Annotated in this window: 21 protein-coding genes and 1 tRNA gene; 9 read left to right on the top strand and 13 right to left on the bottom strand. The window is 32.8% G+C overall.

What is annotated here, in order from left to right:
* Positions 1-13 precede the first annotated feature (13 nt).
* Entirely contained in the window at positions 14-1,651 is a 1,638-nt protein-coding gene (locus tag IMCC3317_RS14155) for a S41 family peptidase (RefSeq protein WP_160130150.1), read from the top strand.
* 10 nt (positions 1,652-1,661) lie between these two features.
* Here the strand turns inward: IMCC3317_RS14155 and IMCC3317_RS14160 are convergent, their stop codons facing one another.
* From IMCC3317_RS14160 to IMCC3317_RS14175, 4 genes are all read right to left on the bottom strand, one after another.
* On the bottom strand, positions 1,662-2,105 hold the full coding sequence (locus IMCC3317_RS14160) for a GNAT family N-acetyltransferase (RefSeq protein ID WP_160130151.1): 444 nt from the start codon (positions 2,103-2,105) through the stop codon (positions 1,662-1,664).
* A 155-nt stretch (positions 2,106-2,260) separates the two neighbouring features.
* The gene (rpiB, locus tag IMCC3317_RS14165) at positions 2,261-2,695 is read right to left on the bottom strand and encodes a ribose 5-phosphate isomerase B (protein ID WP_160130152.1); all 435 of its coding nucleotides are present in this window, start codon (positions 2,693-2,695) and stop codon (positions 2,261-2,263) included.
* Between the two features lie 1,114 nt (positions 2,696-3,809).
* Entirely contained in the window at positions 3,810-4,052 is a 243-nt protein-coding gene (locus IMCC3317_RS14170; RefSeq protein ID WP_160130153.1) for a DUF2007 domain-containing protein, read from the bottom strand.
* Positions 4,053-4,662: 610 nt separating this feature from the next.
* Positions 4,663-5,577, bottom strand: a complete 915-nt coding sequence (locus IMCC3317_RS14175; RefSeq protein WP_160130154.1) for a diacylglycerol/lipid kinase family protein — start codon at positions 5,575-5,577, stop codon at positions 4,663-4,665.
* Between the two features lie 311 nt (positions 5,578-5,888).
* On the opposite strand from IMCC3317_RS14175, the gene rnr reads away from it, so the two are divergent.
* Both rnr and IMCC3317_RS14185 read left to right on the top strand, forming a co-directional pair.
* Positions 5,889-8,084 (top strand): ribonuclease R, encoded by a 2,196-nt coding sequence (gene rnr, locus IMCC3317_RS14180; protein ID WP_160130155.1) that lies wholly within the window; start codon positions 5,889-5,891, stop codon positions 8,082-8,084.
* A gap of 514 nt (positions 8,085-8,598) precedes the next feature.
* Positions 8,599-8,913, top strand: a complete 315-nt coding sequence (locus tag IMCC3317_RS14185; protein WP_160130156.1) for a YbjQ family protein — start codon at positions 8,599-8,601, stop codon at positions 8,911-8,913.
* 64 nt (positions 8,914-8,977) lie between these two features.
* On the opposite strand, the gene IMCC3317_RS14190 is transcribed toward IMCC3317_RS14185, so the two are convergent.
* Positions 8,978-9,163, bottom strand: coding sequence for a hypothetical protein (locus IMCC3317_RS14190; protein ID WP_160130157.1), 186 nt, complete (start codon positions 9,161-9,163; stop codon positions 8,978-8,980).
* A 161-nt stretch (positions 9,164-9,324) separates the two neighbouring features.
* On the opposite strand from IMCC3317_RS14190, the gene IMCC3317_RS14195 reads away from it, so the two are divergent.
* Together IMCC3317_RS14195 and IMCC3317_RS14200 are read left to right on the top strand one after the other, a co-directional pair.
* The gene (locus tag IMCC3317_RS14195) at positions 9,325-9,996 is read left to right on the top strand and encodes a head GIN domain-containing protein (protein ID WP_160130158.1); all 672 of its coding nucleotides are present in this window, start codon (positions 9,325-9,327) and stop codon (positions 9,994-9,996) included.
* A gap of 420 nt (positions 9,997-10,416) precedes the next feature.
* On the top strand, positions 10,417-11,088 hold the full coding sequence (locus IMCC3317_RS14200) for a LysE family translocator (RefSeq protein ID WP_160130159.1): 672 nt from the start codon (positions 10,417-10,419) through the stop codon (positions 11,086-11,088).
* 61 nt (positions 11,089-11,149) lie between these two features.
* Here the strand turns inward: IMCC3317_RS14200 and IMCC3317_RS14205 are convergent.
* The 3 genes from IMCC3317_RS14205 to IMCC3317_RS14215 all read right to left on the bottom strand — a co-directional run bounded on the left by IMCC3317_RS14205 (position 11,150) and on the right by IMCC3317_RS14215 (position 12,312).
* Positions 11,150-11,220, bottom strand: a tRNA-Cys gene (locus tag IMCC3317_RS14205).
* A 141-nt stretch (positions 11,221-11,361) separates the two neighbouring features.
* Positions 11,362-11,721, bottom strand: coding sequence for a dihydroneopterin aldolase (folB, locus tag IMCC3317_RS14210; protein WP_160130160.1), 360 nt, complete (start codon positions 11,719-11,721; stop codon positions 11,362-11,364).
* 381 nt (positions 11,722-12,102) lie between these two features.
* Positions 12,103-12,312 (bottom strand): zinc ribbon domain-containing protein, encoded by a 210-nt coding sequence (locus IMCC3317_RS14215; RefSeq protein WP_160130161.1) that lies wholly within the window; start codon positions 12,310-12,312, stop codon positions 12,103-12,105.
* Positions 12,313-12,454: 142 nt separating this feature from the next.
* On the opposite strand from IMCC3317_RS14215, the gene IMCC3317_RS14220 reads away from it, so the two are divergent.
* The 3 genes from IMCC3317_RS14220 (at position 12,455) to IMCC3317_RS14230 (ending at position 19,958) form a co-directional block, all read left to right on the top strand.
* A complete protein-coding gene (locus IMCC3317_RS14220) occupies positions 12,455-14,743 on the top strand; it encodes a glutamate--tRNA ligase family protein (protein ID WP_160130162.1) in 2,289 nt (762 codons plus the stop codon).
* 105 nt (positions 14,744-14,848) lie between these two features.
* Positions 14,849-16,150, top strand: a complete 1,302-nt coding sequence (locus IMCC3317_RS14225; protein WP_160130163.1) for a hypothetical protein — start codon at positions 14,849-14,851, stop codon at positions 16,148-16,150.
* Between the two features lie 196 nt (positions 16,151-16,346).
* Positions 16,347-19,958 (top strand): S8 family serine peptidase, encoded by a 3,612-nt coding sequence (locus IMCC3317_RS14230; protein ID WP_160130164.1) that lies wholly within the window; start codon positions 16,347-16,349, stop codon positions 19,956-19,958.
* A gap of 391 nt (positions 19,959-20,349) precedes the next feature.
* Here IMCC3317_RS14230 and IMCC3317_RS14235 read toward each other — a convergent pair whose 3' ends face one another.
* Together IMCC3317_RS14235 and IMCC3317_RS14240 are read right to left on the bottom strand one after the other, a co-directional pair.
* Positions 20,350-20,877, bottom strand: coding sequence for a hypothetical protein (locus IMCC3317_RS14235; protein WP_228054806.1), 528 nt, complete (start codon positions 20,875-20,877; stop codon positions 20,350-20,352).
* A 92-nt stretch (positions 20,878-20,969) separates the two neighbouring features.
* Positions 20,970-21,905, bottom strand: a complete 936-nt coding sequence (locus IMCC3317_RS14240) for an SPFH domain-containing protein (protein WP_160130165.1) — start codon at positions 21,903-21,905, stop codon at positions 20,970-20,972.
* Between the two features lie 95 nt (positions 21,906-22,000).
* On the opposite strand from IMCC3317_RS14240, the gene IMCC3317_RS14245 reads away from it, so the two are divergent.
* Positions 22,001-22,651, top strand: coding sequence for an outer membrane beta-barrel protein (locus IMCC3317_RS14245; RefSeq protein WP_160130166.1), 651 nt, complete (start codon positions 22,001-22,003; stop codon positions 22,649-22,651).
* 111 nt (positions 22,652-22,762) lie between these two features.
* On the opposite strand, the gene IMCC3317_RS14250 is transcribed toward IMCC3317_RS14245, so the two are convergent.
* The 3 genes from IMCC3317_RS14250 to IMCC3317_RS14260 form a co-directional block, all read right to left on the bottom strand.
* Positions 22,763-23,209 carry an OmpA family protein gene (locus tag IMCC3317_RS14250; protein WP_160130167.1) on the bottom strand — a complete coding sequence of 149 codons (447 nt, stop codon included), beginning with the start codon at positions 23,207-23,209 and terminating at the stop codon, positions 22,763-22,765.
* Between the two features lies 1 nt (position 23,210).
* Positions 23,211-24,722, bottom strand: a complete 1,512-nt coding sequence (gene gltX / locus IMCC3317_RS14255) for a glutamate--tRNA ligase (protein WP_160130168.1) — start codon at positions 24,720-24,722, stop codon at positions 23,211-23,213.
* Positions 24,723-24,967: 245 nt separating this feature from the next.
* The gene (locus IMCC3317_RS14260) at positions 24,968-26,908 is read right to left on the bottom strand and encodes a T9SS type A sorting domain-containing protein (protein WP_160130169.1); all 1,941 of its coding nucleotides are present in this window, start codon (positions 26,906-26,908) and stop codon (positions 24,968-24,970) included.
* Positions 26,909-26,969: the final 61 nt, after the last annotated feature.

A 26,969-nucleotide genomic window follows, 5' to 3' on the forward strand; every position in this document is an offset into this window, starting at 1 on the left:
AACGAAATAAAAGATGAAAAAAATATTCAAAAGAAAAATTATAATTCCTGTATTAGCAATTACAATTTTATTTGGCGCAGTAAGTTTTAAAAGTGACTTTTTTGAAATCGCGAAGCAAATTGAAATATTCACAACCATGTTTAAGCAATTAAATATGAATTATGTAGATGAAACAAATCCTGCCGAATTGATGGATGGAGCCATCAAAGAAATGCTCAGTGATTTGGATCCGTACACAAAGTTTTACAACGAACAAGACGTAGAAGCTGCCAAAATTAGAAATGCTGGCGAATATTCAGGAATTGGCGCATCTGTTCGTAGAAACAAAAATAAAATTACCATTATTGAACCGTATAAAGATTATCCTGCCGATAAAGCCGGAATGAAAGCTGGCGATGAAATTATAAAAATTGGCGACATTATAATTGCAAATTTTAAAGAAGATACTGGCGAATTGCTAAAAGGTACTGCCAATAGTAAAGTTACCATTGTGTACAAACGTCAAGGAAAAGAATACACAACCGAGTTGACGCGTAGTAAAGTTGAAATAGACGCAGTTCCTTTTTATAAAATGATTGATGACAAAACTGGATATATTGTACTGGCTAAATTCAACAAAAAAGCAAGTGCACAAACCAAAGAAGCATTAGAAAAACTAAAAGAAGATGGCGCGGAACGTATTATTTTAGACTTGCGAAGTAATCCTGGAGGATTATTGCGTGAATCTATTGATATTGTGAATCTTTTTGTGCCAAAAGGCGAAGTGATTGTGGTTACAAAATCGAAAGTAAAAAAATACAACCGAACGTATAAAACTAGAAAAAGTCCTGTGGATACAGAAATTCCATTAGTAGTTTTAGTAAATGGTAGAAGTGCCTCAGCAAGCGAAATTGTTTCTGGAGCATTGCAAGATTTAGACAGAGCTGTCGTAATTGGCGCGCGAAGTTTTGGAAAAGGCTTGGTACAACAACCAAAAAAATTAACGTACGGAACACAAATAAAAATAACGATTTCAAGATATTATACACCTTCTGGACGTTGTATTCAGGCATTGGATTACTGGAATAGAGATGAAGAAGGAAAAGCCGTAAGAACCGATGCAAATGATTATACTGCGTTTAAAACGAAAAAAGGAAGAACAGTTTATGATGGTGGCGGAATCAATCCGGATATTGAAATTAATTCACAAAAAACAAGTGATTTTACAAAGTCATTAATGGGAAATTTGGTCATTTTTGATTATGCAACCGAGTTCTACAATCAAAACTCATTTGCAACGATGAATGATTTTTCTTTTGACGATTCAAATTATAATGCGTTTAAGCAAAGTGTCGTTTCTTCAGGAATGGATTACTACGAAACAAATACGGAGAAAGAGCTTCAAAAAATAATGAACACAAAAGAAGCGGAAGATTTTGGCGCTGGTGTTTCTAAAGAATATAGCGAATTGTTAGCTTCCATTAAACAAAGTAAATTAGAAGCGTTAGACACGTATAAGGCGCAAATTGAACAAGAGCTTCAAAACGAAATCTTAAAGCGTTACTTCTATCGTGAAGGTTTGTACGAGTATCAACTTACACATGATGAAGCTATCAAATCAGCAACTGCGTTATTGGCTAATAAAAGTGAATATGAAGCAGTTTTGGATTAAGAGATTAACTTTATCTAACCATTCCAATATGTGGAATTCCATCTTCTAAATATTCATCGCCAACTTGAGTAAAACCGTGTGATTCGTAGAATTTTTTCAAATACGTTTGTGCTGAAATTTTAATATTTTTTGTATTATAATGCTGTTCAATTGCTGCAATAGAAGCTTTCATAATTGCATGTCCGTATTTAAAAGCACGTGCGTTTTCTGAAACTACTACTCTACCAATACTTGCGTTGTCAAAATAATCGCCTGCATTAAAAAGTCGCGTGTATGCTACAATTTTTTCGTTTTCGTCACAACCAATAACGTGCAATGCTTTTCGGTCTTTTCCGTCAATATCTTGGTATACGCAATCTTGTTCTACCACAAAAACTTCACTTCGCAATTGGAATACATCGTGTAATTCATCAATGGTAAATTCGCTAAATGATTTTACTTTTACTGTTAGCATACGTTATCGATATCAATTATTTTTTGACAAATATAATATAGAATAGCAGATTATTTTTGATTTAAAACCATGAAACTCATTCACAAAAACATAAAAACCCGAAAACTAATCGAAGTTTTCGGGTTTTCTATATATATAAAGTACTTATTAATAACCTAACTACACCCAATCTTAGCAACTCTATTCTGATGTCTTCCACCTTCAAATTCGGTTTCTAAAAACGTATCAACCATTGCAATTGCTTGCGGAATTGACGTAAAACGTGCAGGAATACTCAAAATATTTGCATCGTTATGTTGCCTGGCAAGCGCTACAATCTCTTTGGTCCAACAAAGTGCAGCTCGTACCTTTTGATGTTTATTCGCAGTCATAGAAGCACCATTTCCGCTTCCGCAGATAATAATTCCAAATTTGACTTTTCCACTTTCCACATCTGCAGCAACTGGATGTACAAAATCAGGATAATCTACACTTTCATTACTATCAGTTCCATAGTTTTTAACAACGTAACCTTTAGCTTCCAAATGTGCTACAATTGCGTTTTTATAATCGGTTCCGGCGTGATCATTTCCGATGACAATATTTTTCATAAATAAGGTGTTGTGTTTGTTGTAAACAAAGGTATGAATCGAGTTTTGAACAACCGAAAAAAGTCATTGTTAATTTCATTTTGCAATCGCTTCACGCTGAACTCATTATATAGTAGTACCAATTGTTGATAGTTTGTAGCTAAAAAGTGAGAAGTAAATTTTGTTACTTCAATAATTTTTACAATACAAACAAATACCTGAGCTAACCTATTTAGTTAGCACTTCTTTTTAGCAAAGTTATAAAGAGTCGCTCTCTTGATTGTTAACAAAAATTTACCAACTATTTATCACAAAAAAGCTGTGTATAAGAGTTGTTAATAACTGTTCATAACCTATCTAATGTTTCTTATGTTGAACACATTAGTCTTTTCATAACTTGTTCATCAAATTCGATAACACACAATTCCTATCAAAAGTAAAAAAAGTTTTAGTAGCTATTCACACGCTATAATAACCACCAATAGTTTTTTTAAATTTATAAAAGAAAGAAATATATATATTATTAATGTTCATAACATTTGAAAGAAATCTATCTTTTTAAAAGAGAAAAATGACTGTTTTACTTAATTTGAAAATGTGTCAATCTGAAGATTTGAAAATGCAATTTAGAATTATCAAATAAGCATTAAAGAAATCTTTAAAAATAATTAATCGATTACTTTCGCTTTCGCTAGAATAAAAAAATAAGGTAATCATTCAATACGGTTTGAAGCTACTAAGAAATTATAAATGTTGAATTATAAATCATTAGTGTCCGATTAAAATCACTTAAAATGTTTCAAAGTCTATTTATAGTTGAAGTCTAAGTGTTTTAAAGCAATAACACCTTGCTTTTAAAGACAATTTTTGAAAAGATAGAAAACACAATATTATCTTTTAAATTACTTCTGGTTGTCAAGTAGTTAACATAGAGTCTTTATTCTTGGCTCTATGAGCGCAGCGGTCTTATATCTTATATCGGACAACAATGATTTTAAATGTAAAGGTTTGGATAAAATAATCTGTTCATTGCATACCAAAACGTCACTTCGAGTTAAATTCTAAAAGAATTTAGTATCGAGAAGTACTTTAATTTTTCAATCTAACTAGTCTAACAATCTAAGCAAGTCTAAATTTAAACTATCCTCAAATGCGATTGCTTGCTATTAAAATCCTCCAAAATCTGTTTTGTGATGTCAACATCGTTTTTATGGACTTTCAACGAAATACCGCCTAACGCGTTCGAATAGAAAGGAAATACACTCAACATTAGTTCGTTTTCAAACACATACTGAATTCCTTTCTGATCTAACACAATTCGTAAAATTGCATATTCATAAGGATACGTAAAAGTCGCTACGGTCACAAAATTGATCATATGCTAAAAATAATTAAAGATGTAATGTATTAAAAATAAGGAATCTAGTTTAAATAATACGTATCAATTGCTGCATTTTTCAAAGAATCTTTCTGAATATCAACAGCTCTGGTATCATTATCTTTTTTCAAAGAAGAATTAATATAACTACCAAACGAGAAAATACCGATTAAAAAAATCGATACAAATAGAAGAATAACTTTATACACTCGTTTCATAATTTTGATAAAAATACATTGAGTACTTTCTATATAGACGAGACAAAAAGAGAAATGTTACACTTTTTTTAAGATTTTTTTAACTTTTCTGTAAGAAAGTTGTTTATTTTCGGAAAATATGTTCTTTTTCCGCAGTGTAGTATTTATTTTTCGTTAAGAATTTTTGAAGCCTTGGAGAAAATTTAGAAAAATGAATGCGATTTTGACTTTTTCAGTCAAAAACACCTCTGGAAAAACGCACTTTCTTTTGTTGAAGCCTGTGCTGAACTTGATTCAGTATTCTTTGTGCGAACAAAGAAAACGAAAATAAAAAACTAATAATGAACAATTTAACTCAACTTATTCTTTATAATTTCAAAAATTACTTCAAAACTAATTATAAAGAAATTATGTTACGGAACAACAAATCTTAAAGATTTTGGTAAAATAGTTGCAGTAAAACCACCACATCCAATCAATTCGCCATCGGCTTGTATAAAAACTGCTGGTTCTGAAGTTGTAATCGTAACTTCATTCGTTTTAAAAGTTTCCACCAATGGATGATTTGTAATAGATCCGTTAAACAAACCAAAAACATTTCGTATCAAATTAAACAATGTAAAATGTTTAGCAACCGAAACATCAAAGAAACTATCTGCAGGATTTACGTCTTTTGTTAACTGCATTCCGCCACCAGAAAACTGACAAATTCCAATGATAGTTAACAATGATTTAGTTGTTAATTTCTGTTGAGTAGTTTCAATCGTAAACGAAGTTGCTTTATAACTCGCTAAACTCAACACCGTAGAAATCAAAAAAGAAGCTGCACCTAAAAATTTCAATCGTTCATTTCGTTTTACCACATAACCATCAAAACCCAAACCTGCAACATTATTAAAAAACACAGTTTTTGCTTCATTCAACAAAGAAATCGTGCCAATATCTTGTAAAACAGTATGTTCAGTTTTAATAATAGCAACCGCTTTTTTAATATTCTTAGGAATATTATACGTTTTTACCCAATCATTTCCGGTTCCTAAAGGAATCACAGCAACTTTCAAATCCTGTTTTGGAACCGTTTTTTGTTGCATCAAACCATTTACAATATGATGCAAAGTTCCGTCGCCGCCAATGCTCACAAACTTTCGAAAACCGTTCTCTAAAGCTTCAATAACCAATTCATATTCGTGTTGAGGTTTAGTTGTAAACTCATAATCAAATTCAATATCTTGTACTTCAAACTCTCTAGAAATTTGCTTCCATTTTCGCTTTCCAGAGAAGCTTCCAGAAGTCGGATTCACAATCAAAAACCATTTATCTTTACACATACATAACACGAATTTAAAGTGTTGCAAAATACGAATTGTAAAATATTAACTATATTTGCATCAGAATTTTTAATACTTCTCTCCTATTCGTTGTTTACAATAAGAAATAGTTAATTCCTAAAACAACAACATTCCTAACAGAATTAATTTGTACTTTTCAAGAGTAAATAGAGGTAAACTAGGAATAGTTAAATCTCGATTATCGAGTAAAATTCAACAAAAAGCAATTTCGGTATGCTTTTTAAACAATCAAATAAAATAATAATAACAAACCGAAATATACACGAAAGCGTGTAAAATAGAATGATATAATGACAAGAAAGAAAAAAGAGAAATCGCACAAAATACCAAACTTAACAGATGCGATCCTTCAAATATTTAAAAAGTCTTCAAACAAAGTTTTTAACTACAAACAAATAGCCGCCAAACTTAATATTACAGACACAAGCGGAAGAAATCAAATTATAAAAACGATTAAAAAGCTTAAAGCAAAACAAAAAATTGAAGAAATTGACCGTGGACAATACAAAGTAGTTGGCGATACGGAATATTTCACAGGAATTTTAGATTTGACTGCGCGCGGACAAGGTTATGTAATTTGTGAAGAATTTGAAGAAGATGTATTTGTTCCAAACAATAAACTGAACAAAGCATTAAATGGTGACGAAGTAGAAATTTATGTGTACAAACGTCGCAAAAACAACAGACCAGAAGGTGAAATTACAAACATTATAAAACGCAAAAAGACGGAATTTGTCGGCGTTTTACAAATGCAGAAAAACTTTGCTTTTGTAGTAGCTTCTGATTCAAAAATGTATACTGATATTTTTGTTCCCAAGAATAAAATAAACAATGCTGAAGATGGCGACAAAGTAGTTGTCGAAATTGAAGATTGGCCAGCAAGAGCTGATTCTCCATTCGGAAAGATTATAAAAGTACTTGGAAAACCAGGTGAACACAATACTGAAATTCATTCCATTTTAGCAGAATATGGGTTGCCATACGAATTTCCTGAAGAAGTTGAAAAATTTGCAAACAAGATTGATACGTCAATTCAAAAAGAAGAAATCAAGAAACGTAGAGACATGCGGAACGTGTTAACGTATACGATAGATCCGAAAGATGCCAAAGATTTTGATGATGCATTATCGTTTCAAGTATTAGAAAATGGAAACTACGAAATCGGAATTCACATTGCAGATGTTTCATACTATCTAAAGCCAGGAACTATCTTGGATGATGAAGCATACGAACGTGCAACTTCCGTATATTTAGTTGATCGTGTTGTACCGATGTTACCAGAAATACTATCAAATGGCGCGTGTTCATTACGTCCAAATGAAGAAAAATATACATTCTCGGCCGTATTTGAAATCAACAAAAAAGCAGAAGTTCTCAACGAATGGTTTGGACGAACAGTAACGTATTCAGACAAACGATTTGCCTATGAAGAAGCACAAGTAATCATTGAAACAAAAGGTGACGAAATTCCTGCAGATATCTCCATCACAGGAAAAGCATACAAAGTTGACAAAGCAATTGTAGAAGCAACATTGACGTTAGACAAACTAGCCAAAATAATGCGTGCAAAACGAATGCGTCAAGGTGCAATTTCGTTTGACAAAGTAGAAGTTCGGTTTAATTTAGATGAAAACAGCAATCCAGAAGGTGTCTATTTTAAAACACAACAAGACGCGAACAAACTGATTGAAGAATTCATGTTATTAGCCAATAAAAAAGTAGCTGCTTTCATTGGTAAACAAGAACCAGAAAAAACATTTATCTATCGTGTGCACGACGAACCAGATTCAGAAAAACTGGGGAATTTACAAAACATAATCTCTCGTTTTGGGTATTCATTAAACCTAAAATCAAGAAAAACTACAACAAGTTCTCTAAACCAATTACTAGAAGATGTAAAAGGAAAAGGCGAACAAAACATGATTGATACGCTTGCTATTAGAAGTATGAGTAAAGCAAAATATACGACTGATAATATTGGTCATTATGGATTGGCTTTCAATTACTATTCGCACTTTACATCGCCAATTCGTCGCTATCCTGATGTTATGGTACATCGATTATTACAACACTATTTAGATGGAGGAAAATCGGCAGATGCGTCTGAATACGAAGTAAAATGTGAGCATTCATCAAGTATGGAAGGTTTGGCAGCAAGAGCAGAACGTGATTCTACCAAATACATGCAAATCAAATTCATGCAAGATCATAAAGATGAAGAATTTGTAGGTGTCATATCTGGTGTAACCGAATGGGGAATTTATGTAGAAATCATTGAAAACAAATGTGAAGGAATGGTAAGTATCCGTAACATAAAAGACGATTATTACACCTTTGATGAAAAGCAATATGCATTAATTGGTGAAGTTACCAAAAACGTATATCAACTTGGAGATGAAGTAGTTGTAAAAGTAAAAAGCACAGACTTAGTCAAACGTCACTTAGATTTTGATCTCGTTGGAAAAAATGTTGAAGTAGAAGCATAATTTGGGCGTTACCAAAAAAAGACTTCGAGTTCCTCAGTCTTCTTTTGGTCAGGCTATTCGCTATATCTTCCGAAAAAAATCGGAAGGATGCCGCTGCTATCCTTAACGCAGAAAATAAAAAGTTCACTGAGGTTTTCTCGAAGTGAACTTTTTATTTTCGTAACATTTCTTAAAAAATGGTACTAACTTAACGTTAGTTCGATATAAAAATTCAGAATTTTTTTGTCTTTTCCGCAGTATAGCAAGGATTTTTCGTTAAGAATTTTCGAATCCTTGGAGAAAATTTAGAAAAATTCATACGGTTTTAGTTTTTCCCTAAAAGAAAAACTAAAAATACCTCTGGAAAAGCGCACTTTCTTTTGTTTCTTTTCTTTGTGCGAACAAAGAAAACGAAAATAAAAATATGAAAATCAGATGCTTAGCATTTATTTTAAATGTGTTCAAAATCTTATTTATGTAGACTTATATCGAATTCACATTAACAAAACAAACAAACTAAAAACACACAACCATTATGATATTTACAACAACCAATAACTTTGAGAATAGAGAAATTGCTGAATATTTAGGCGTAGTTTCTGGAATGACATACAATGTTAATTACAGTTACAAAGGTGTATCGTTCAAAGATATGTTTAACATGAAAAAATATTACGCACAAATAGAAAGCGGAATTGAAGAAGTAAAAGAAGCAACATTTCAAAAACTAAATGACAATGCTGCAAAATTAAACGCTGACGCAGTTGTAGGCATTTCTGTTGACATGGAAATAAGTGCTGGCGGCGCAGTCATGGTTAGTGTCACTGGAACAGCAGTAAAATTGAAGTAAAACAAACAAGAAAGCTAGATTTTTCAAAAATCGGGCTTTCTTATATTGTAAAAGTGGGTAAAGATTAATATCCACACTCACAATCTATTTCACATGCCATTTTTCCATAACTTGTAGTTGGTCCTGCGGAGCAGTATACACCTGGATTATTAGATAAGGAGCCTCCTGTTCCTCCTTTTATTTCTTCTACACTTAATTTAGAAATTGTCTTTTTGTTAATCTTCAATAATTTTAAATTCTTTTTTTTCATGATATAATTTTTTAAATTTCATACTAAATTTACTAATTTAAAACACATTTTTAGTAAGGTAAAACCATAATTAACAAGTAATTACATAAAATTTTAATAAAAACTGTAACAAACCGTTTTCTAAACACTCTTTATGTACAAACACTAAAACCATGATATTTATGAAACATATTTGCACATTCGTTTTTTGCTTTCTAGCCTTTACAGTTTTTGCTCAAAAGCCACTTGAAAAACAAGTAGGTGATTTTGACGAAGTAAAAGTTTTTGATTTGATCGAAATAAACCTCATCAAGTCTACGGAAAACAAAGTTGTCATTACAGGCGCTGATACAGAAGATGTAGAAATAATCAATAAAAATGGAAAACTAAAAATTCGCATGAAGTTTGATCGTATTTTCGATGGAACACAAACGTTTGTAGAAGTATATTACACAAAAATCAGTACAATTGATTCTAACGAAGGCGCTATTGTAGTTTCCAATGAAACAATAACACAACCCTATTTAGAGCTAAAAGCGCAAGAAGGCGGAAAAATTAATGTCGGATTAGAAGTAGAAAACCTAGACTGCAAAGCGGTTTCCGGCGGAATTATTGAAGCTTCTGGAAAAGCAACTCACCAAGAAGTCATTTTAAATACTGGTGGAATTTACGAAGGAGAAAAATTAATAACCGAACAAACAAAAGTAAAAGTAAGTGCTGGCGGAAATGCAGTAATCTCTGCTTCTGTTTTAGCAGATGCAAAAGTGAGAGCTGGCGGATACATTGAAATTCACGGTGATCCAAAAACCATTAAAAAAGACAGACTTTTTGGAGGAAAAATCAAAGTGAAATAATAGTATGTAAAGGATTTTTTCCGCAGTGTAGTATTCACTTTTCGTTAAGAATTTTTGAAGCCTTGGAAAAAATTTAGAAAAATGAATGCGGTTTTAGTTTTTCAGAGAAAAAACTAAAAACACCTCTGGAAAAACGCATTTTCTTTTGTTTCTGCTTGTCACATTGAGCGCAGTCGAAATGTTGTGCGAGCAAAGAAAACGAAAATAAAAAGCAAAAAATATTTTTTAGACACTTGAAATTATTTCACATATAATTTATATTGAACTTACGTTAAAATAAAACATTCATACCTTCATCAATCAATTTCGAAAAACGTCTAAACTACCATTCAGACGTTTTTCTTTTTTTAAAAACTACAAGCTCTATTATTTCCTATTGTATTAGAAATAAAATCATATAACTTTTAGTACTTTTGTACTATGTTTGACGGATTAGCATACGCTATACTTTACGGATTCATCTTAGCCTTTGCAGTAGGACCTGTTTTCTTTATCATCATAGAAACAAGTATTACCAAAGGTTTTAGAAGTGCACTCACATTTGATTTAGGCGCTATCTTCGCAGATATTGTCTTTATTATATTTGCATATTATAGCACGAGTCAAATTCTAGAAAAAATAAAAGATGATCCAAATTTGATCATTTTTGGAGGTTTAATTTTACTTTCCTTCGGAGTTATCTCATATATAAAAACATCCAAATCATTTCGAAAAATTGTGCGCGAGCATTACAATGTAGATCCTAAAAAGAATCTTCTCGGATTATTTGTAAAAGGCTTTCTACTGAACTTTATCAACTTTGGTGTCTTAGCAGGTTGGATAGGTGTTATTATCATGGCAAACGCACTTACAAGCACTGATGAAGGAGTTATTGTATTCTTAGCAACGGTTTTGATAAGTATGTTGGTTACAGATATTGCTAAAATGTTATTGGCAAAAAAATTAAAAAGCAAAATGACACCACGTTTTATCTTCAAAACGAAAAAATGGGTCAGTATATTAATCATTTTATTTGGTGTTGTGATGATTTTACAAGGTGTATTTCCAAAAGGAAAAGACAAAATCAAAGAAAAAATAGAGCGTTACTTATAAAACTCATGTAAACTAAAAATAAAAAAACCTTCTGAATTTCAGAAGGTTTTTACTTTTGTAGAGGCGTCGAGCGGATTCGAACCGCTGTAGAAGGTTTTGCAGACCTCTGCCTAGCCACTCGGCCACGACGCCATTATAGATGCAAATTTAATCAAATTTACATTTTATGCAACAAAAAAGAAACATTAAATATCCTCTAAGACGTATGAGAAAATCTAACCTATTTTTAATCCTTTCTTTTTGTGGACTATACAGGAGATTTTCCTTGTATAATTAGGAACGTTCTAAAGACATTTCTATCGTAACCATTTCTACATTGCCACCAATTGGCGGATTTATCTTAGAAACAGCTACCGTTGCTTTATTTGCAATTGCAATCTCATCAAAAATTCTGTTCAAAATACGTTTGGCAACATGTTCCAATAACTTAGAACGAATTGCCATTTCTTCCTTTACTATCTTGTTAATATGTACATAATCTACAGTTTCTTGTAAATTATCACTTTTTGCAGAAGGTTGTAAATCGGCAGAAACTGAAACATCAACGCGATAATCACTTCCTATTTTACTTTCTTCTACTAAGCAACCGTGATATGCGTAGGCTTTAATATTGGTAACACGAATAATTCCCATAGATTCATTTTAAAAATGTAAAAATAAACTATTCATTCCATTTATTGTTTTTTCCACAATACGTTCTTTTTCCGCAGTGTAGTATTCATTTTTCGTTAAGAATTTTTGAAGCCTTGGAAAAAATTTAGAAAAATGAATACGGTTTTAGTTTTTCAGAGAAAAAACTAAAAACACCTCTGGAAAAACGCACTTTCTTTTGTTGAAGCCTGTGCTGAACTTGATTCAGTATTCTTTGTGCGAACAAAGAAAAAGAAAATAAAAAACTAGAAAATGAGGTAATTATTAAGATTTTTTCTTGAGACACGTTATAGTTTATTTATGAACTTACTAAGGTGCTTTATTGCAGTAAATTCAAAATGATAAATGGTATTAGATTAACTATTAATTCGTAAACAAATCAAAAATATTACTAATAGCGCTTGTTTTAGCTTTATAAAATTCGGTATATGAACAACGTTCACAACTTACAGACGTAAATTTTGCACTTTGTACATCAAAAATTTTAGACCAGCGTCCGCCAGTAGCGCGCATCTCTCCTACTTTATACGTTCTGTTGTTGCATTTAGGACAGGAATAATTAGAATGTTTCATTGTATTTTTACTATTTAAAATTAAACTTCTCTCTATACGTAGTGCATTGTGAGTGTTCGTTACAAGGAAGTAGCAAAGAAAATAGAAGCAATTCACAATAATTTGCTAATTTTGCAGCTTAATTTGTTGAAGTACTATTACAATGACAGAAGAAACAAAATCGCTCAATTTTATTGAGCATATCATAGAAGAAGATCTTGCAAATGGAATGTCGAAAGATAAGTTACGCTTTCGCTTTCCGCCAGAACCAAACGGTTATTTGCATATCGGACACACCAAAGCTATCGGTATTAGTTTTGGTTTGGGCGAAAAATACAATGCGCCTGTAAATCTTCGTTTTGATGATACAAACCCAGCCAAAGAAGAGCAAGAGTATGTAGACGCTATTAAAAAAGATATCTCTTGGTTAGGCTATCAATGGGCAAACGAACTGTATTCTTCTGATTACTTTCAACAATTATACGATTGGACAATTCAACTCATAAAAGACGGAAAAGCCTATGTAGATTCGCAATCGTCGGAAGCAATGCGCGAACAAAAAGGAACACCGACGCAAGTTGGTACCAATAGTCCGTATAGAAATAGAACTGTTGCCAAAAATTTGGAATTATTTCAAGGTATGAAAGCTGGCGAATTTAAAGCAAAAACTCATGTATTGCGTGCAAAAATTGATATGAAACATACAAACATGCACATGCGCGATCCGTTGATGTATAGAATCTTATTTTCGCATCATCACAGGACTGGTGACGTATGGTGTATTTACCCAACTTACGATTGGACACATGGTGAAAGTGATTACATAGAACAAATATCACATTCTTTATGCTCACTAGAATTTAAACCACACAGAAAACTCTATGATTGGTTCAAAGAACATGTGTTCATTTATCAGAATAGAGAAATATACAAAAACTTATTAAAAATAAAGTATATTGGAAAAGATAGAGCTACTAGAATCATATCTCAACTTTCAAATGAAGAAATTTATGATGCTATCAAAAATGAAAATGTATCTAAATTATTAGAAGTAAAATATATTGGAAAAGATAGTGCAAAAGAAATAATTTCTAATTTTAGATTTAAAGAGATAGTTTTCAATCTAATTAATAATAATAATATTCAGTATGAATATTCAAATACCTTTAATAATTACAAACCCAATATACAGCCAAAACAACGTGAATTTGCACGATTAAACCTAAGTTACACCATAATGAGTAAGCGTAAATTACTCAAATTGGTAGAAGAAAATATAGTTTCTGGTTGGGACGATCCGCGAATGCCTACTATTTCTGGCTTACGCCGAAGAGGTTACACGCCAAATTCCATCAAGAAATTTGTGGAAACGGTTGGTGTTGCGAAGCGCGAAAATGTAATTGATGTTTCGTTGTTGGAATTTTGTATCAGAGAAGATTTAAACAAAACAGCCAATAGAGTCATGGCAGTTTTAGATCCTGTAAAGTTAATCATTGCGAATTATCCTGAAGGAAAAGAAGAATGGCTTGAAGCTGAAAACAATCCAGAAGATGCAGCTTCAGGAAGTCATAAAGTTCCTTTTTCAAGAGAATTATACATTGAAAAGGAAGATTTCAAAGAAGATGCAAGTAGTAAATATTTTAGATTGACACTTGGAAAAGAAGTTCGTTTAAAAAATGCATATATCATTAAAGGAGAAAATGTTATAAAAGATGCGGATGGAAATATTACAGAAATTCACTGTACATACGACGTTGACAGTTTAAGCGGAAGTGGAACAGAAGCAAGTGTACGTAAAGTAAAAGGTACATTGCATTGGGTTTCTATTGCACATGCAGTAAAAGCTGAGGTTCGTGTATATGATCGTTTATTTTCTGATGAAGCGCCTGATAGTCACAAAGACAAAGACTTTATGGAGTTTGTAAATGCAGATTCTTTAAAAACGGTGATTGCGCATGTAGAACCGTATTTAAAAGAAGCCAACGTTGGAGATCGTTTTCAATTTCAACGTTTGGGTTATTTCTGTGTAGATAAAGATACAACGGCAGACAAATTGATTTTTAATAAAACGGTTGGTTTACGCGATACATGGGCAAAACAAAAGCCAAAACCAGCACAAAATCAAGGAAAACCTCAGCAAAAGCAAGAACATCAACGTCCGCCAATTGAGGAAATAAAGCAATTTGGAAAAAAATATACCAATCTTCCAGAAGAAAAGCAGGAAATTGCCAAAGCGAAGATTCAAGCATTAGCAGAAAATGTTCCGTATGAAGATGTAGAACCGTTATTTGCAACAGCAGCTAAAAAAGCAGGAACGCGCATTGCAGTTATGATTACGTTAGGTGTTTTACTCAAAAATGGACAAGAACGCACTGATAACATTAATGAATTCATTGAAAAAGCATTGGATGACAAAAACGAATTGTTAGTTGCGGAAGCGAAGCAAATGTAACATAAACATTCATTCAAAATATTCTAAAGACTGTACACTTGTACGGTCTTTTTTTATGTTTTTATTTAAAATTGTATCTTGAAAATTCATTGACATTAAAACTACATGAAAAACTTCAGTTACCATCTTATCGTTTTAGCTTTTATATGTGTATTTAGTAGCTGTTCTTTCTTAGAAGATGACAACCTTGCTCCTATTGAAAAAGAACGGTTAGAACTTGAAGAAAGTGTGTATACATATAAAGTATTACTATGGAAATACTTGAAAATGGCAAAAAAAGCAACATACATAAATGAAAATGTATATCCCGAATTGTTACCTGTAAAAGCAAAACTAGGAAACATTCAAAACATCGTAGATATGTATGATACTAAGGTAAAGAATGATGATTTATCTGCGTTGGATTACATCAATGTATTTAAAGATTTTACAGAAATAAAAGAGTTTGTAAAAGTAACAGACGAAGATATTTTACCATCGTATTCGGAAATTAAAAATAAGAGCACAAAAACGCTAACTCAGGAAGAAAAAAAAGGTAAAAAAATGGGTGAACACCTAGCTTTTGCTGTACTTTCAATGCTTTCTAGAGATGCAGGAAGGGAAATTGCACTCTATGAAATTACAAAAGTAGATATAGAAAGCGCTCCAGAAAGTGAAGAAAAATGTTTATTTAGATTATTTAGAGGAATGTTATTTCTTGAAAAAGGAATGGTATACTTAACAGAAGAAGACTTAACAAAAAACATCAACTGGATTGAAAACAATAACGATACTGACTTTTCTAACTATTACCTCTATTTATATGGAAAACGATGTACACCAGCGGTAGCAAAAAAAATTACCCTATCCATGCATTATCTATTTCGCGGAATAGATCGGTTAATCATTGGTGATGAAAAAGAAAAAGGCTGTTTGGAAGATTTTCAAGCATTTTTAGACATTATGAATGAATTTGGTGTACAAACCGAATTAACATTGGCAGTTGAAACCTATTTGCATTTAAAAAATGAAGATTCCGAAAAAGCAATTGTATCATTACTGAAATTAAAACAAAGCAATATGCTTTCTGATAAAGAGAAAAAATCAATTGATGAAGCTGTTGTATATTTAAAAGATAGAGAAACCGGTAAAGTGCTAAATACGGTGTATGACAAATATTTTTTAAGTAAAATTGTAATGAAATATACATGGAATACGGTTTCTGAACTAGATTGGAGACGTTTTGCAAAAGAACAAGGATTCGAAAATGCGGATGCTGTTTTTGATAAAATAAATACAGTTGGGGAATTTATTGAAAACATAGAAAAATACACAACTGAAGACGGAATTAACGAGACTGGAAAGCAACTTCAAGAAGGTGGAGAAGAACTTTGGGACAAAGCTAAAGATTTTTGGGATAAAAATTAATGTGCCAATAGATAATAAAAAGCCTACAAAACAGATCATTAACGAAATTATATCTTCAAAAAACTTAACATTTTTTTATAAACTTATTAGTATATTAGCATGCTAATTACTTTTTTGACAATATTTTATCTCAAAATATAACAAAAAACTATTGTTGATAAGTAGTAGACCCTTATAAAACTTAATAAAAATTGTCATGAAAAAAATTACGCAAGTAAAGAGTTTGCTAGGCTCTTTAATTCCTTTGCTAATAGTTGCAATCTTTTTAAATTGTACTGTAACTAAAGCACAAAACACAGTATATTTCCAGGATGAAGTCATTACGATGCCAACTAATATTGCATCATTTAACTGGAATTCAATGCCTGAATCTGCAAAATTCAATGGCGGATATTTTGGGTGGGCACGTTTTAGTCAAACACCAACGCAAGCTATTCAAGATCAATTTGCAGAAAGAAATCTCAAACTTATTGAGTATTTCCCAGACAAAACATACCTTTTCTATTTTCCTGCAAGTACGCAAGTATCATATTTGCAACAATCAGGAGTTATTTCTATCATTCCAATAGAAAATAATTTTAAGAAATCTTCTCAAATTAAACTAAATAACATTGATAGTTACGCAATAGAAGGAAATAAAGTTATTATAATGCTAGAACATTATGACTTTATTAGTACTGACTATGTAATTTCTGAATTGCTAAGAAATAGTTCGGTAACTATCAAACAAGAATACAAAGGAAGTAGCACATTACAAATTGCAGTTCCTTACGGACAAATGGACGCAGTTGTATCACAACCTTTTGTAAAATGGGTAGAATTACTTCCTCCACCAGCAGTAAAAGAAGATACTAGAGGAAGAAGCTTACACAGAGCAGCAAACTTAGACACGCAAGTACCAACAGGAAGAAACTATACTGGAGCCGGTATTGGCGTTATGGTAAGAGATGATGGAGTTGTAGGACCACATATTGATTTTCAAGGAAGAATTGATAACTCTGCGTCATCAACAGTTGGACAAACACACGGAGATGGTGTTGCAGGAATTATGACTGGAGCTGGTAATTTAGATCCAACAAAAAGAGGAATGGCAGCAGGCGCAAATGTTTTTGTGACGCAATATGGTGGCACATTCTTAGATGCTGCAACAACAACTTTAATAAATGACGGATCTGTACAAATTACAAACTCATCATATGGTGATGGATGTAATGGCGGTTACACTTCAAATTCTCGTACAGTAGATACACAAACAATTACAACACCAACATTACTTCACGTATTTTCGGCAGGTAACTCAGGAACGAGTGACTGTGGATACGGAGCTGGAGCAGGTTGGGGAAATATTACAGGTGGACACAAACAAGGAAAAAACGTAATTGCAACAGCAAATACATTCTTTAATGGATCGCGAGCAACTTCTAGTAGTCGTGGACCAGCTGCCGATGGACGTATTAAGCCAGATATTACAGCACACGGACAAAACCAAGAATCAACTGCAGAAAACAATACATACCAAACATTTGGTGGTACTTCAGGAGCTGCACCAGGAATTGCAGGAGTTTCTGCTCAATTATACGAAGCGTATGCAGGTTTAAATGGTGGAACACTTCCAGAATCAGCACTAATAAAAGCTACATTATTAAACACAGCAAATGATTACGGGAATGTAGGACCTGACTTTAGTTTTGGTTGGGGAATGGTAAACGGATTAAGAGCAGCAATGCTTATTGAAGAAGGACGTCACTTAAACAGCACAGTTGCGCAAGGAGCAAACAATAATCACTCAATTACAGTACCAGCAAACACAACGCAAGTTCGTTTTATGGTATATTGGAGTGATGCAGCTGCCGCGCCAGGAGCTTCACCAGCTTTAGTAAATGACTTAGATTTAGTAGTAACAGATCCAGGAAGTACAACATACCAACCGTGGATTTTAGATACAACTCCAAGTGCAGCATTTTTAAACTCACCTGCAACAACAGGAGCAGATCACTTAAACAACATGGAGCAAGTTTTAATAAACAATCCTGCTTCTGGAACATATAATATCAATATTGCAGGATTTAATGTTCCTATGGGACCACAAAAATATTATGTAGTATATGAAATTATTACTGATGGAATTACACTTACATATCCACAAGGAGGACAAAAATTTATTGCTGGAACGCAAGAAATTATTCATTGGGATGCCATCAATGCTGTAAATTCACATGTATTAGAATATTCTACGGATAATGGAGCAATTTGGAATAACATGGCAACATTGCCACCAGCAACTACAAACTATACATGGAATGTACCAAGTGGACTTACTTCTGGAGAATGTTTAATTAGAATTACTAATGGAACGTTAACAGATCAAAGTGCAAACAACTTTTCTATTGCTTCTCGTGTAACAGGTGTAAATATTACATCAGTATGTCCTACGGAAGCTACGGTATCATGGAATGCTGTTACAGGAGCAACTTCATACGATGTATATTTATTAGGAAACAAGTTTATGGAAGTAGTAGGAAACTCTACAACAACATCATTAGCAATTCCAATATCAGATCCATTTGCTCCAATTTGGGTAGCAGTTACTGCCAAAGGTGGAAACGGATGGGAAACATTGCGCACAAATGCTATAAACTACTTAGGAAGCGGATTGTTCAATTGTCCATTGGCTAAAGATTTATCAGTAGCAACTATAAATAACTCAGCAACAGATTTTGAAACAATTTGTAATACAAATCCAATTATTGTTTCTGTTGATTTACAAAATGACGGAACTGATCCACAATCCAATTTTGCAGTTTCTTACCAAATCGGGACAGACCCAATAGTACAAGAAATGTACACGGCAACTTTAGCTTCTGGAGCTACAGACACATTTAACTTTACAACAGCAGTAACATTAACAGCTAATGGTGACAGGATTTTACGTGTATGGACTTCATTAGCTGGTGACGAGTTTACTAACAATGATGAGAAAACATTAAATTTCTATTCACAAGTAAATGGTACAGCAATAGATTTTACAGAAGATTTTGAAAATGGTGCATTACCTGATGGTTGGTCACTTGACAATCCAGATAGCGCAAGAACTTGGCAAGCAAGAGCCAATGTTCTTGGAGTTGACGGAAACTCAACAAGTACAACTTTTGTTGACGGTGCAAACTATACAACAAGAGGTCAAGAAGATACATTCACAACAGAATATTTTGACTTAAACTTTAATGGAACTGCCGAATTAACATTCGATTTAGCAAAAGCACAATGGTCAGCAAGTTACAACGATGCTTTACGTATAGAAATCTCTATTGATTGTGGTACTACATACACACAAGTATATTTTAAAGATGCACTTGATTTAGCAACTGTTCCTTATACAAATTCAGCTTGGGCACCAAATGCCGCTGCAAACTGGAGAACAGAAATTATTGACTTAACTCCTTTTGTGGGAGAAAACATTTTAGCAAGATTTATAAATATTAACGATTACAGTAACAGTACATTTATTGATAATATCGTTTTAACAAAAACATTATCCGTTGGCGAAAATGCATTAGAAAAAGCAATTTCTATGTATCCAAATCCTGCGAAAAGTAATGTAGCTGTCATTATTAATACAACTATTGGAAACACATACGAAATTGAACTACTAAATAGCTTAGGACAATTAATCTCTAAAATTGAAGAAACACGTTTTAGTGCAAGAGCACAACAAAACTTAGATGTTTCTAAATACGGAGCAGGATTGTACTTTGTGAAAATTAAAGTAGGCGATCAAGTAGTAACGAAAAAGCTACTTGTGAACTAAAGAGTAACACCAATCAAACCAAACTATAAAAATCCTGAGAATGTCAAATTCTTGGGGTTTTTTCTGTCTAAAAGTTATCCATAAGATTTGATGATACTTTATTGCGGAACGATTTATAATTCTTATCAAAACCAACTTTAAATTAAGAGGTTTCTAGCATTTTAAACCAACTTGAAGCTACAATGTTATGTGAATAAAAATGAACACTTAAAATGGCTTTAAAACGAAAAATAATGTTGCTGAGGTGAAGTTTGATTGAAAATGATTCTACCAAGTTTGCTGAAGTAAACGTATTTCAAAAAAAAATGTCACTCCTGTTTTTAGGAATGACACTTTTTGATGATTCTATAAATTGCTGCTTTCGCAGGAAATAACAATTACTTGAAAAACATTACTCCTTAATATCTTCCATCTTCATTGTATTCTCAGGAATCTTTAAAGAAGTTTCAAAATCTGGAAAATACGCAATAATAGTTCCTGTATCTTTCATTTCTTTAGCTTCCACAAACGTCCATTTCTTAGTCGTTTCATTATAAAAACCAAGCATATAACTTGTAGATTTAATGCGCTTATCTTTCATACGCATCTGATTGTAATTTTCTACATAACAACGGTATTCTCCTTGTTCTTTTACAACATCTGAAACTGATTTTGTTTCAACTTTTTCATACGCAAAACCATTGGCTTTCATTTGTGTAAATGTAGTTTTCAAATAAGATTCCATTACATCTGCGCCACCAGCAGCATCTAAAATATTTGGATGCGTATACGTTAGCAATGTTTTAAAATCTTCTTTTAAGGTGGCTTCAGTAGCTGCTTTTGCATCACGCGCTGCGCTTGCTTTAAGACCTTTCATATCTTGTGAAAACACCTGTGTAGCACAAAATACAAATAGAAGGAAAGTGATTTTTTTAATCATAATTAATAGATTTTTAGAATATTAAATTTTTTATACCAAACAAAAAACCCAAAATCGTGCCATTTTGGGTTTCTTGAAATTTTATATGTGTATTATTCTTTTGTCTTTTTAGCGTTTTTAGCATTTTTCATGGCTTCACCAATTTGATTACTTGCTGTAAAACTAGCAACCATATCATTTAGCATCGTACTTCCTGCTTGTGGCGAATTTGGTAACAATATTAAATTACTATTTGTTGTTTGACCAATTGCTTGCAAAGTATCATAATGTTGTGTTACTACAATTAAGGCAGAAGCTTCTTGCGAATTGATTCCAACTTTGTTCAAAACCTCCACAGATTCTTCCAAACCACGTGCAATTTCACGACGTTGATCTGCAATACCTTGTCCTTGTAAACGCTTGCTTTCTGCTTCCGCTTTTGCTTTTTCAACGATTAAAATACGTTGCGCGTCTCCTTCATATTGTGCCGCAGTTTTTTCTCTATCAGCCGCATTAATTCTATTCATCGCTTCTTTTACTTGCGCATCAGGATCAATATCTGTTACTAAAGTTTTAATAATATCATATCCGTAGTCTATCATCGCTTCATTCAATTCAGATTTTACAGCAATGGCAATATCATCTTTACGTAAGAATACATCATCCAAAATCATTTTTGGAACTTCGGCACGTACCACATCAAAAACATACGATGTAATTTGATCGTGCGGATAATCTAACTTATAAAAAGCATCTTCTACTTTGTCTCTAATTACTTTATATTGAACAGAAACTTTTAAACGAACGAATACATCATCTTTCGTTTTTGTTTCGATAATAACGTCCAATTGTTGAATTTTTAAGCTTAATCTTCCAGCAATTTTATCAACTAGCGGAATTTTAAACTGTAATCCAGATTGACGAATGCTGCCAAAACGACCAAAACGCTCCACAATAGCAGCGGTTTGTTGTTTTACAGTAAAAACAGAAGAAATTAAAACGATAACTAAAAGAACAATAGCTACGATTAGAATGGGATTAAATGGCATAATTTTGAAGTATTAAAATGTTAGTGTGACTAAAATAATTTTTTTTTGTGTAAAAAAGGATACTTTTGACAACTTTAATCTAAAGTTTATTTCTAATGAACAAATTCCTTTTTCAGCTATTAGTAGTTGCAACACTACTTTTTGTTACAAATTCTTTTTCTCAAAGTCGTTATAATGATTACAATCGATTCGGAATTTCAGCCGGAATTCATCAATTTGACATCAAAACGAATGACTTGGTAACTACCAAATCTACTGGCTTTCACGGCGGATTGTCAACCCGCGGAACTGTAGCAAGAAGTTTTGATATGATTTATTTTTTAAACTTAAATCGACATGAAGTAAATTTTGTTGGAAGAGAAAACATACTTGCAATAACCGAAGAAATTCCGTTTAAACTATTAGCGGTAAAAATTGGCTTGTTGGGAAGTTACAAAATTATGGAGAAACATTTAAGTCTTGAATTTGGTTCTGCATTGCAACTTTCTGATAAATTTGAGTTTGAAAGTACATTTGACGACTACATTTTAGAAGGCTACGACACATTTACAGCAAAAGATGCACGCCAAACATCGCGCATAAATATTTTGGGAATCATTGGAATCTCAGCAGGATTTCAATCATTTAAAATATCGTTTCAATACGAATATGGAATTTCCAATTTTCTAAGCAAACTCGAAGCAGATCAAAAAAAATTAAAAGGAAACACAACACAGTTAAGTGTTTTAGCGACTTTTTATTTGTGATTAGATATTAAAAAAGTGTCAATTGACACTTTTTTAATATCTAATCATGCTGAACTTGATTCAGTATCACACTTACTTTGATGCGATTCTGAAATAAATTCAGCATGACATTTATGATTTAAAAGCAGCAATTTCAACTCTTCTATTTGCTTTTCTACCTTTACTAGTTCTATTTGAGGCTAAAGGTTTTGTTTCTCCATAACCTTTAGCAACCAAACGAGAAGATTTGCAACCTTCTTTTACCAAAAGTTCCTTTATCTTATCAGCTCTTTTTTGTGATAATGCTACATTCAATTCTTCACTTCCAACAGAATCTGTATGACCAGAAATTTCAAAAAATAAATTATCAGGAGCTTTCTTGATAATACTACTTATAGCAATAATTTCTTTGCTATAATCTCCAGCTAATTCATCTGTACTACTTTTGAAAATTAGGTTTTGTGTATGCTTTTCAAAAAAATTAAAATCTTCTATTAATGTATTTTCAGAAGAAGAAACTTGCGTTGAACTTCCGCAGGAAATCAATAAAAAACTAAGAATTACGAAACATCTTTTCATACTATATCATTTCAACAACCTTTTGAATCCGCTTGATGGTTTCCTGTTTTCCAATCATAAACATAATTTGAAACAAATCAGGTCCTTGTAATGCGCCAACTAATGCCAAACGCAATGGTTGCATTACTTTTCCAAAACCAATTTCGTTGCTTGTAATCCAACCTTTAATATCGGTTTGAAGGTTTTCTACGGTGAAATCTTCTATTGGTTCAACAATCTGTATCAATTGCTGTAAAATCTCGCTTGTACCTTCTTTCAATGCCTTTTTAGATGCTTTTTCATCGTATTCTTGTGGTTCAACGAAGAAAAAATGACTCAAATTCCAAAAATCACTCACAAAAGTGGCTCTTTCTTTAATCATTCCGACAACTAATGCAATATAATTTACATCAATTCCAACCAATTCCGCTTGACTTTTTTGAAAAGCTTCCGCCAGACTTTCGTCAGATTGTAATTGCATATATTGCTGGTTGAACCATTTCATTTTATCAATGTCAAATCGAGCGCCAGCTTTATTAATTCGCTCCAATTCAAATGTTTCAATCAACTCATCTAAACTGAAAATTTCTTGTTCTGTTCCAGGATTCCACCCTAAAAATGCTAAGAAGTTTATCATTGCATCATTAAAATATCCTTCTTCACGGAAACCTTTAAAAGTTTCGTCTCCTTTTTGATCATTCCACTCAAGTGGAAATACAGGAAAACCAAATTTTGCACCATCACGTTTGCTTAACTTTCCTTTTCCAGTTGGTCTCAGAATTAAAGGTAAATGTGCAAATTCAGGAGCTTCCCATTCAAATGATCTGTATAATAAATAGTGCAATGCTAACGACGGCAACCATTCTTCTCCACGAATTACATGTGTAATTTCCATTAGATGATCGTCTACAATATTTGCCAAATGATAGGTTGGCATTCCGTCACTTTTAAACAATACTTTATCGTCTAAAACGTTCGTGTTAACTTCAACATCTCCACGAACAATATCTTTTAAATTTAAAATTTCATCTTCTGGCGATTTGAAACGAATTACATACGCTTCTCCAGCTTCTAATTTAGCATTTACTTCATCTTGCGTAAGCGATAACGAATTTGAAAGCTTCAATCGATTGTGCCAATTATAGATAAACGTTTTTCCGTTTGCTTCATGATCTTTTCTGTGCGCATCCAACGTTTCTGCGGTATCAAATGCGTAATATGCATGTCCTTTTTCTAATAATATATCTGCATATTCACGATACAAATGTTTGCGTTCACTTTGCTTATAAGGACCAAACCCGCCATCTTTCATTGTGCCTTCATCAACAGTAATTCCGCACCATGATAATGCTTCTGTAATATATGCTTCTGCGCCTTCTACAAATCTGTTTTGATCGGTATCTTCGACACGTAAAATAAAATCTCCGCCATGTTTTTTGGCAAACAAATAGTTAAATAAGGCAGTTCTTACGCCTCCAATATGTAAAGGTCCAGTTGGACTTGGTGCAAAACGAACACGAACTTTTTTAGTCATAAATAATAGTATCTGGTTATAAAGTGCAAATGTAATATTATTTTTCCTTTAAAATTAGGTGTATAAAGCGGAGTTATTTTTTTAATAAGCAAAATAGGATATACAAGTATAAGAGCATTTTAAATCTCGATTATCGAGTAAAAGTGAAACCCTCAAAGTTTTTAATTTTGAGGGTTTCGGGTAATCAGCAAATATGAGAAAAAATGCTATTTTTTACAAGAATTCATTATAATTCTTGAAATTCATTACTTTTTAATAAACTTTTCTGTGTGATTGATTCCTGAAGCCGTTGTTACAGTTACAAAATACATGTTAGCACTTAATCTTGACACATCAATTTCTGAAACTTCAATGGCTTTACTTTGAACCAATTTTCCAGTTATATCTGTAATTTTGTATGATACAATAGTTTCATCTGACTTAAATCGCAATACATCTGAAGTTGGATTTGGATACATTGTAAAGTCAACTAACTCGTTATCATCTCTTCCTAAAGTTCCTGTATTTGCTTCTCCCATTACGAATAAAGAACGGATATGATCTTTTACTTCTTGTGTAAATACATTCATTGCTGGCGGCGAATCACTTTCACTGCTAAATGTAATTTGGTACGACCAAGCTTCATCATAACAACTATCGCAACATGAGCCAACATACAATCCAATTACATACAATTTGTTGTTTTCAAAAGTATAGTTAGGAAATGTTGTTGTTAATCCCCAAACTGGATTTGTCGAAGTTGGCAATTGATTGTTAAATCCACCAATATTACTAGACCAAGCAAATGAATCTGGCGCCATATTTACAAAATCAATTGGCTGTGTTATTGGGTAACTTGCTAATTCATATACAAACCAGTTGTATTGATATCCGTTGTTTTGCTCTGCGCAAATATCTCCAACTAATACAGTATCATCTGTAGTAGCAATACTATTTATAGAACCTGTTAATTGTTGAGGATTTCCTTGGTGTAATACACTAATACTTAAGTTTTGATCTAATTTAGCTTGAAGCGAAATATCATCAATTGCTAAGTCGTTTCCATCGCCTAAGCCATCTTCTTTTAAGTGAATTTTAATGTCTAACACATCTTGATCGCCTTCAAAACATTCTGAAATTTGTTGCCAATCGCAAGGATCGTCACTATTTGTATCAATGGTAATCCATTCTGATAATTGTCCGTTAACTTCTAAGCGAATTTCTGGTTTTATATTGAATGTACATTGTGGTAAATCTTTAAAGTTTGCACAGAATTTATAATTTTTTTCAGGATCAATCGTAACGGTTTGTTGCCAAATAACGGCAGTTGTTCCAGCTGGTTGTGTAGTTCTTCCATTAATTAATAAGAAATCGGTATTCGAGCCATATTGAGTCGGATCAACACATGCAGAATGATCTGTAACTGTTGTTCCAAAAATGCTTGCATCGTCAGATACATTGTATACTCCAGGATATAAACTTGCGTCTTCTGTATAATCGCTACCAAATCCTCCAGCACCATTTTCAAAGTTTCCATTTTCTACTAAGTTGTCACCTTCACAACAAAAAGCACCTTCATCATTTGGTTCGCCACCTTGTGTATCACAATCTTGAATACAAATATTATCATACCCATATTCTTCAATTGGATACGAAGTTAAATCTAAGTAAAAACGAATTCCACCAATATTGCTAAGTAATGTGTTCCAGTCTGTACATTCCAATCCACTGCTCATAACCCATTGTCCATTTGCGTTTGAAGGCAAATCGGCACCTTCGCAAATATCAATTGGCGCACAAACGTGCACCCAACCTTCGCCTTCAGCAATAGATACATTGGCAACAAAAGTTGCTGCTGCAGTTGGACTTGTTGGCGATCCGCTGTAAATAATTAATCGTGGAGATAATGGTGTTCCTAAGTTTCCATCGTTGATAACTTTAAAATCCCAACACAGGCATTTTCCATCATATTCGCGCCAATCGCCGCCATAATCTACGTCGTTGTAAATGTATGATGAACCAGAAGCATCGTATGAATGTAAAAAGAAATCGTCAGCGTTTCCGCTTGGTCCAGGACTGTCTACTGTACTTGCGCCAGCGGCAACGCCGTTCCAGTTAGAAATGTTTTGTTGACTAAAATCTTCGCAGAATTGTCCAAAGCTTACTCCACAAACGAAGAGTAAACATAAAGTAAAAATGTTTTTCATAATGTAAAATGTTTAAGTTTATATTTTTTGTTTCAAGGCAAAGATGCGCAAGTATCAAAAA

Source organism: Kordia antarctica (genome assembly GCF_009901525.1).
GTDB lineage: Bacteria > Bacteroidota > Bacteroidia > Flavobacteriales > Flavobacteriaceae > Kordia > Kordia antarctica.